The sequence below is a fragment of the Pseudoalteromonas sp. P1-26 genome (assembly GCF_001401795.1).
In the GTDB taxonomy this organism is placed as follows: Bacteria; Pseudomonadota; Gammaproteobacteria; order Enterobacterales; family Alteromonadaceae; genus Pseudoalteromonas.
Genome location: NZ_LKDX01000195.1, coordinates 1 through 231, shown reverse-complemented (window position 1 = coordinate 231; position 231 = coordinate 1). Strand labels below are relative to the sequence as shown.

The window sequence follows — 231 nt, the reverse complement described above, 5'->3', positions numbered from 1 at the left end:
AGAGATGGCAGAGTGGTCGAATGCACCGGTCTTGAAAACCGGCAGGGGTTTGTAGCCCCTCTAGGGTTCAAATCCCTATCTCTCCACCACTTATTTTTATTTGTTGATTAATTTCAGCAAATTACAATCAGAATTATGCGCTGGAGAGGTGGCCGAGTGGCCGAAGGCGCTCCCCTGCTAAGGGAGTATAGGGTTTGTAGCTCTATCGAGGGTTCGAATCCCTCCTTCTCC

At 49.4% G+C, this 231-nt stretch carries 1 tRNA gene; it reads left to right on the top strand.

The features are described from left to right. The first annotated feature begins 142 nt into the window (after positions 1-142). Positions 143-231, top strand: a tRNA-Ser gene (locus AN394_RS21465).